This window comes from Nostoc sp. CHAB 5715 (assembly GCF_020829685.1).
GTDB lineage: Bacteria > Cyanobacteriota > Cyanobacteriia > Cyanobacteriales > Nostocaceae > Nostoc.
This window is the reverse complement of record NZ_JAIVFR010000357.1, coordinates 1-6776: the sequence shown is the minus strand read 5'-3', so window position 1 is coordinate 6776 and position 6776 is coordinate 1. Positions and strand designations below refer to the sequence as shown.

The 6776-nt window shown below is 44.9% G+C and carries 3 protein-coding genes; all 3 read right to left on the bottom strand.

Features of this window, described 5'->3' with window-relative positions:
* Positions 1-35: 35 nt before the first annotated feature.
* Entirely contained in the window at positions 36-713 is a 678-nt protein-coding gene (gene leuD / locus LC574_RS19870) for a 3-isopropylmalate dehydratase small subunit (protein WP_229455096.1), read from the bottom strand.
* A gap of 149 nt (positions 714-862) precedes the next feature.
* Complete coding sequence (gene leuC, locus LC574_RS19865; protein WP_229455094.1) at positions 863-2266, bottom strand: 3-isopropylmalate dehydratase large subunit; 1404 nt, start codon at positions 2264-2266, stop codon at positions 863-865.
* Positions 2267-2801: 535 nt separating this feature from the next.
* The coding region (locus tag LC574_RS19860) for a PAS domain S-box protein (RefSeq protein WP_229455092.1) at positions 2802-6776 on the bottom strand (3975 nt) is incomplete at its 5' end.

Sequence of the window (6776 nt, the reverse complement as noted above, 5' to 3'; positions counted from 1 at the left end):
ATCAACTTCTAAACTTAAAAGAAGTGTTACTATATCTAGCATGGGCGTTCTGTAGACTGGAAGTTGTCGTTGTGGTAAACAACAACTTTACTACAGAACGCCCTATTTATTTTTGGCGAAGGTATTGAACTTACGTAGGGTAATTTTGCAGCCGTTACCCGAACTTGGTCAGCATTGGCTACCAACTGACCGCAAGCGTCCCAAGTTCCAGAAATAAATGTGCTTCTTGTCCCTTCACCGATCGCAACTGAGGCGGTGTAATCACCAATTTGCACTCTTCTGGTTTCCAGATTCACTGTCACGGCGGCTTGGGGATTGACAGCGACTAAATCTTGTAGTTGTTTGACAGTAACAGCATCGGCTGTCACACAAGGTATGCCCATTGCCACACAGTTACCAAAAAAGATTTCCGCGAAGCTTTCACCGATCAAAGCTTGGATTCCCCATTTTGCGATCGCTTGGGGTGCATGTTCCCGTGATGAACCACAGCCAAAATTTCTATTGACTATTAAAATATTCGCCCCTTGGTACTGGGGTTGGTCAAAGGGATGTTCACCTTTAAGTGCTGTCCGGTCATCAATAAATGCGCCTTCACCTAACCCATCAAAGGTAACGGCTTTCAAATATCGCGCAGGAATGATGCGATCAGTATCTATATCATTACCCACTAAAGGTATACCGCGTCCTGAAACTGTTTTAACTTCACTCACCATAACTTTATCTATCACCTAAATGACTGCCTGTTAGTTTTTACAAATGACCAATTAAAAAGGGACTGGGGAAGATGAGGGAGATGAGGGAGAAGAATTAATAACCAATGCCCAATGCCCGATGCCCAATGCCCAATGCCCCATGCCCAAAATTACAGCAACTCGCGCACATCAGAGACTTCGCCTTTAATCGCAGCTGTAGCGACCATCGCCGGACTCATTAACAATGTCCGACCGGAAGAGGAACCCTGTCTTCCTTTAAAGTTGCGATTGGAGGAAGAAGCGCTGATTTGTCTTCCTTGTAGCTTATCGGGGTTCATAGCTAGACACATAGAACATCCCGGTTCCCGCCACTCAAATCCGGCTTCCTGAAAAATTTGATCCAGTCCTTCCGCTTCCGCCTCTTCCTTCACCTTTTCAGAACCTGGGACAACAAAAGCTTTGATTCCCTCTGCAACGTGGCGACCTTTGGCGATTTTCGCCGCTTCTCGCAAATCACTAATCCTACCGTTAGTGCAACTACCAATAAAGCAGACATCTATTTTAGTGCCCTTGATCGGTTGACCAGGATATAAATCCATGTAACGGTAAGCTTCTTCGGCAATAAATCGGTCTTCTTCTAGCAGTTCTTCCGGTTGAGGCACTGACTGGTTAACACCGATACCTTGACCGGGAGTAATCCCCCAGGTGACGGTAGGAGAAATTTCCGCAGCGTCGAATAGCACTATATCATCGTACTGGGCATCAGCATCACTCTTGATGGAATCCCACCAAGCCACTGCTTTATCCCAATCTGCATCAATGGGTGCAAAATCTCTGCCTTTGAGGTAATTGTAGGTGACTTGATCGGGATTAACGTAGCCGCATCTAGCACCGCCTTCGATCGCCATATTGCAGACAGTCATCCTCTCTTCCATATTCATTTGCTCAAATGTCGTACCTGCAAATTCGTAAGCATAGCCCACGCCACCTTTAACACCAAGTGAGCGGATGATATGTAAAATTACATCTTTGGCGTAAACTCCAAGGTTGAGAGTGCCGTTAACTTCAATCTTGCGGACTTTCAGTTTGGATAGGGCGAGGGTTTGAGAAGCGAGAACATCCCGGACTTGGCTAGTACCAATACCAAATGCGATCGCACCAAATGCCCCATGACTGGAAGTGTGACTATCTCCACAAGCGATCGTCATTCCAGGTTGAGTGAGTCCGAGTTCTGGAGCAATCACATGAACTATACCCTGACTACCAGAACCAATATTGTAAAAAGTTATGTTATTTTCTTGACAATTTTGTTCAAGCGCCTGAATCATTTCTTCTGCCAAGTTATCGGCAAAGGGACGCGCCTGGTTTTCTGTTGGCACAATATGATCGACTGTGGCGACGGTACGTTGTGGAAACAGTACTTTTAGACCCCTCTCGCGTAACATAGCAAAAGCCTGGGGACTGGTGACTTCATGAATTAGGTGAAGTCCGATAAATAGTTGCGTTAGCCCTGAGGGAAGTGTACCAACGGTGTGTAAGTCCCAAACTTTATCAAACAGGGTACTTTTGCTCATACGTCAATCAGTATTTCAAGAGTCCGATGTTAAATAGTATCAAAAAAAAGTCTTGGTTTTTGCAGATCACTTAATATTACTTACAAAGAAAGGCAGGAGTTAGAGCAGTTTTCAGGTATTTAGACCACGACTGAGACGAGGAATGGGGAGTAGGGAGTAGGGAGTAGGGAGTGGTGTAGTTCAATTACTTGAAAAGCGCTGTAAGAGCAAAGCCGGAGATGCTCCGCCTTTGGGCAGTTCTTGCTGGAGGAAATGACTATCAATTAAAACTTGCATTTGCTGGGTTTAAAGCCAGTTTAAACTTTATGCCGGGTGGGGTAGTTCACAGAATGGCGACTCTTAAGCCCCCGAACTTCAATGTATGGGAGGATAGTCGCCCCCGCCCCCGTCCTAAAGTCACTAGTCATAAGATTGCAAAGTTGCTCCATAGGGGAGACCCCAAGACCGCACTTTGCGCTTTGTCAAAAAAAGATACAAATGACAAATGACGCGAAATCCCACTCCTTTTAGGGGTGGGATGAGCTTAAGGCTGATTCTATCCGATAAGATTAGCGATCGCTGTAGCTAAATCCACTGGATCGACGGGTTTCGGTAGGTGTTTTTGAAATCCTGCTGCCATTGCTTGGTTGTAGTTAATTTCTCCAGCATAAGCAGTTAAAGCGATCGCGGGAATTTGCCCACCTTGTTCTGGCGGTAATTTTCTTACCTCGCGCAGCAGCATATAGCCATCCATTACAGGCATTCCAATATCGCTTAACAGGATATCTGGCTTTGATTGAGCTAGTATTTCCAGCGCTTCACTTGCTGACTCAGCTAATGTTACAGTTGCCCCATATTGTTCTAGCGCAAAGCTAAAAAACTCTCGCACATCAGCTTGATCGTCCACAAGCAAGATTTGGACTCCAGCAAGTAATGTGTCGTCAGTACTAACTTCTGCTTGAGAAGCCTCACCACTCTCAACTCGCAACTCAGAATTTTTGAGCAAAGGTAGTCTGACTGTAAATGTTGCCCCTAGTCCTTCTCCTAGACTCTCTGCCTGAACTGTACCACCGTGAAGTTCTACTAGATGACGCACAATTGCTAGTCCTAATCCCAGTCCGCCAAATATCCTGGTTGTCTTGGCATCTGCTTGTCGAAAGTAATCAAAGACGTAGGGTAAAAATTCCAGCATGATTCCCTTACCTGTATCAATCACCTGGATTTGGACATCTAACCCAACTTGCTCTAGACGCACTTCTACTCGTCCTTCTGTGGGTGTGAATTTAACGGCATTGGAGAGGAGATTCCACATCACTTGTTGCAAGCGATCGCCATCACCCAAAACTTTGCCGATATCATGACTTAACACCGTTTTTATTTCAATTGATTTGGCTTCTGCTGCTAAACGCACCGTTTCTAGTGCAGCTGCGATCGCTACTTTCAAATCCACTGCATAGAGATTTAACCTGACTTTCCCTTGTAAAATCCGCGAAACATCAAGTAAATCTCCAATAAGTTGGGTTTGTAATTTGGCATTACGCTCGATTGTTTCCAATGCCTGGATTCTAGTGGCTTCGTCAAACTTGCGGGTTCTGAGTAACTTTGCCCATCCTAAAATCGGATTTAGGGGAGTTCTAAGTTCATGGGAAAGGACAGCGAGGAATTCATCTTTAATTCGGTTGGCTGTCTCGGCTTGCGCCCTTGCAGTTTTTTCGGTTTCGTAAAGTTGAGCGCGGGCGATCGCTTGTGCACACTGTTGTCCCAGTGTCAACATAAATCTCTGGTCTTCTTCTTTAAATATTTGTCCAGTGGTAAAGCTTAATCCCAGTGCCCCAATTACTTTGCCTTCTGTTACCAAGGGAATGGAAGCCCAGGCATTATTCCCTGTGAGAGCCACAACATCTGCTAAGTTTGGATATTTAGCAATCATGGCTGCTAAATTTTCTAAAAAAATCGGCTGCCCAGTTCTGACTGTTTCCGCTATTTGGTTAGGTGCAGTGATGGGAAAAGTTGTCCAAGCATCTATGAGTGATTGCGGATAACCAATTGCTTGTACAACTTTTAGGGTAGTATCTCCCTCAGTAAGTAAGGTAACGGAACCAGCAGTGGCTTGCAAGGCGGCAATCCCTTGGTTTACCACTACATCAGCTACCTGTTGGGGAGTTAGGGCTTCTGAGAGGGCAGCAGTTATTCTTTGTAAAAGTAGCGTGCGATTGACAGACCGTTCAGTTTCCTGGTATAATCTTGCGTTGTCGATCGCTATTGCCGCCCGACGAGCAATATCCTCTGCTAAAGCCAAGTCTGTTTGTTGGTAGTGCCGACCCGACTCGGCTGTAAAAAAAGAGATTGCTCCAAATAATTGCCCACGAGAACGAACTGGAATCACCATTAGAGAACAAATATCTAGGCTTCGCAGCAATTGCAGATGTTCGTCGTCTTGAGCCATCTGTACAAGATTAGAGTCAGATAATTCGGGGTAAAAGGCAGATATTCCTAGCCTTAGCTGCTGCACAAGCTGTTTTACTCTAGTTTTGGGTGGATAACGCCGTTGGATTTCGTCTAATATATTCTGTTTTGTGGGATCGGCAATTGCGATCGCAATTTGTTTACTTGACCAATCTTCCTGGAAAACATCTACAATACACCAGTCAGCTAAGGTTGGAACTGCTAGATTAGCCACACTTTTCAAAGCGATTTCATAATCGAATGAGGCAGCTAGTAAGGTGCTGGCTTCGACTAGAAATTGTTGTGTGGCTTCAACTTGTTTGCGTTCGCGTAGCGCAGCTTGCTGTTCGCTAATATCTTCAATAATACCTAATGCATACTTTGGTTGTCCGTTAGCATCCCAAACTACTGATGAAGTTAGATTTACCCAAACAATGGAACCATCTTTGCGGATGTAGCGCTTCTCTAGGGAATAACCACTAATTTCTTTTGCTAAAACTCGCCGAGTATTTTCCCAATCAATTTCTAAGTCGTCAGGGTGGGTAATTTCCTGAAAGTTTAATTGGATTAACTCTTCATGACTATATCCAGTAATTTCACATAGGGCAGGATTAACCTGAATAAATCGTCCATCCAAAGCTACTAAAGTAATGCCGACAGCTGCTTGGTTGAACATTGCCCGGAACCTTTCTTCGCTTTCCCGTAAGGCAACTTCTGTTTGCTTTGCTGCTGTCACCTCTACTAAAATAATTCCAATTCCTATGATTTCCCCCATTGCGTTGTTGACCGGGTAATAGTTGCCCAGCCAGTAGCCGTAACGTTCTGGTTGTTCTCTTGTCTCACCACTGATTTCTATATTCAGCAGGGGTTCTCCAGTATCCAAGACGCGCTGTAACTGTAGCTCCTCCTTAGCCGCCATCGCTGGTAAAACTTCCCCAAATTTGCATCCTAGATGTTCTTCTATAGTCAAACCGTTAATGTCAGCGAAAACTTGATTAATTCGGATATATCGCAGTTCCCGATCTAAAAAGCATACAGCAACGGGAGCAGCACCTAAGAGCGCATCTAGAAGAGATAGAGATTCGGCATAATGGACTAAAGTCTGGTGGATATCTTGATAAAGTCGGGCATTTTCCACTGCTAAGGCAGCACGATGGCTAATCTCTGTTGCTAAAGTTAGGTCAGTGCGATCGTAGCGACGGTCTGATTCGGCGGTGACAAAGCTAATAGTGCCGAAGACTCGCCCTTGTGCAATTAACGGCACAATCATCACAGACTTCATCCGCAATTGCCGAACAAGTTCTAAGTGTTCCTGATTCTGAGTACTTGCCACTAATAGCGAGTCAGATATGTCTGAGATTAATTCACTTTGCCCGGTTTGCAGTACTCTAGTAATTGCACTTGCACCCTTGTAATCTGTCGCATACTCCTGAAGTTTACGCGCCAACTCCGCTTTGGATGGGTCTGTATGGGCAATGGGTAGGCGGCGAATGGAACCATCTTCATTTAAAATGTCAACGCTACACCAATCAGCAAGCTGGGGAACTGAGATTTTGGCGATCTGTTCTAAGGTTTGTTCATAATCTAGCGAAGTAGAGAGTAAACTACTAGTTTGGGCGATATAGCGAAGTCTTTCTTCAGCCTGCTTGCGCTCTGTAATATCGAGAACAAAGAAAGCTCCTCCATCTACAGTCCCTTCAAAATGGCTACCACCTACCAAAATCGGAAAGCGTGAGCCATCTTTACGGACATATTCCTTTTGATATGGTGTGCAAAAGGAACTGTCTTGAAATTGAGTCAGTGCTTGCTTATCAAGTGGCACGTACTCTGTAGGAGTTAGGTCTTGCCAACGAAGTGTTCCAGCAAGTAATTCTTCACGAGAATAACCCACCATATTCAGCAAGGCATCGTTAGCGTCTGTAATCCTGCCGTCTCTATGCCAAAAGCCAATACCAATCATATTGGACTCAACCACGCTGCGAAACTTCGCTTCGCTTTCTTGCAGTGCTTGCTCAGTTTGTTTGAGTTGAGTAATATCAATTGAACTAATGCCTACTCCTAATAACTGTCCATCCGGTAAACACAC

Bases quoted from the DNA above. Each gene is read 5' to 3' on its own strand.
- leuC (WP_229455094.1), bottom strand. From the start codon at position 2,266: ATGAGCAAAAGTACCCTGTTTGATAAAGTTTGGGACTTACACACCGTT.
- leuD (WP_229455096.1), bottom strand. From the start codon at position 713: ATGGTGAGTGAAGTTAAAACAGTTTCAGGACGCGGTATACCTTTAGTG.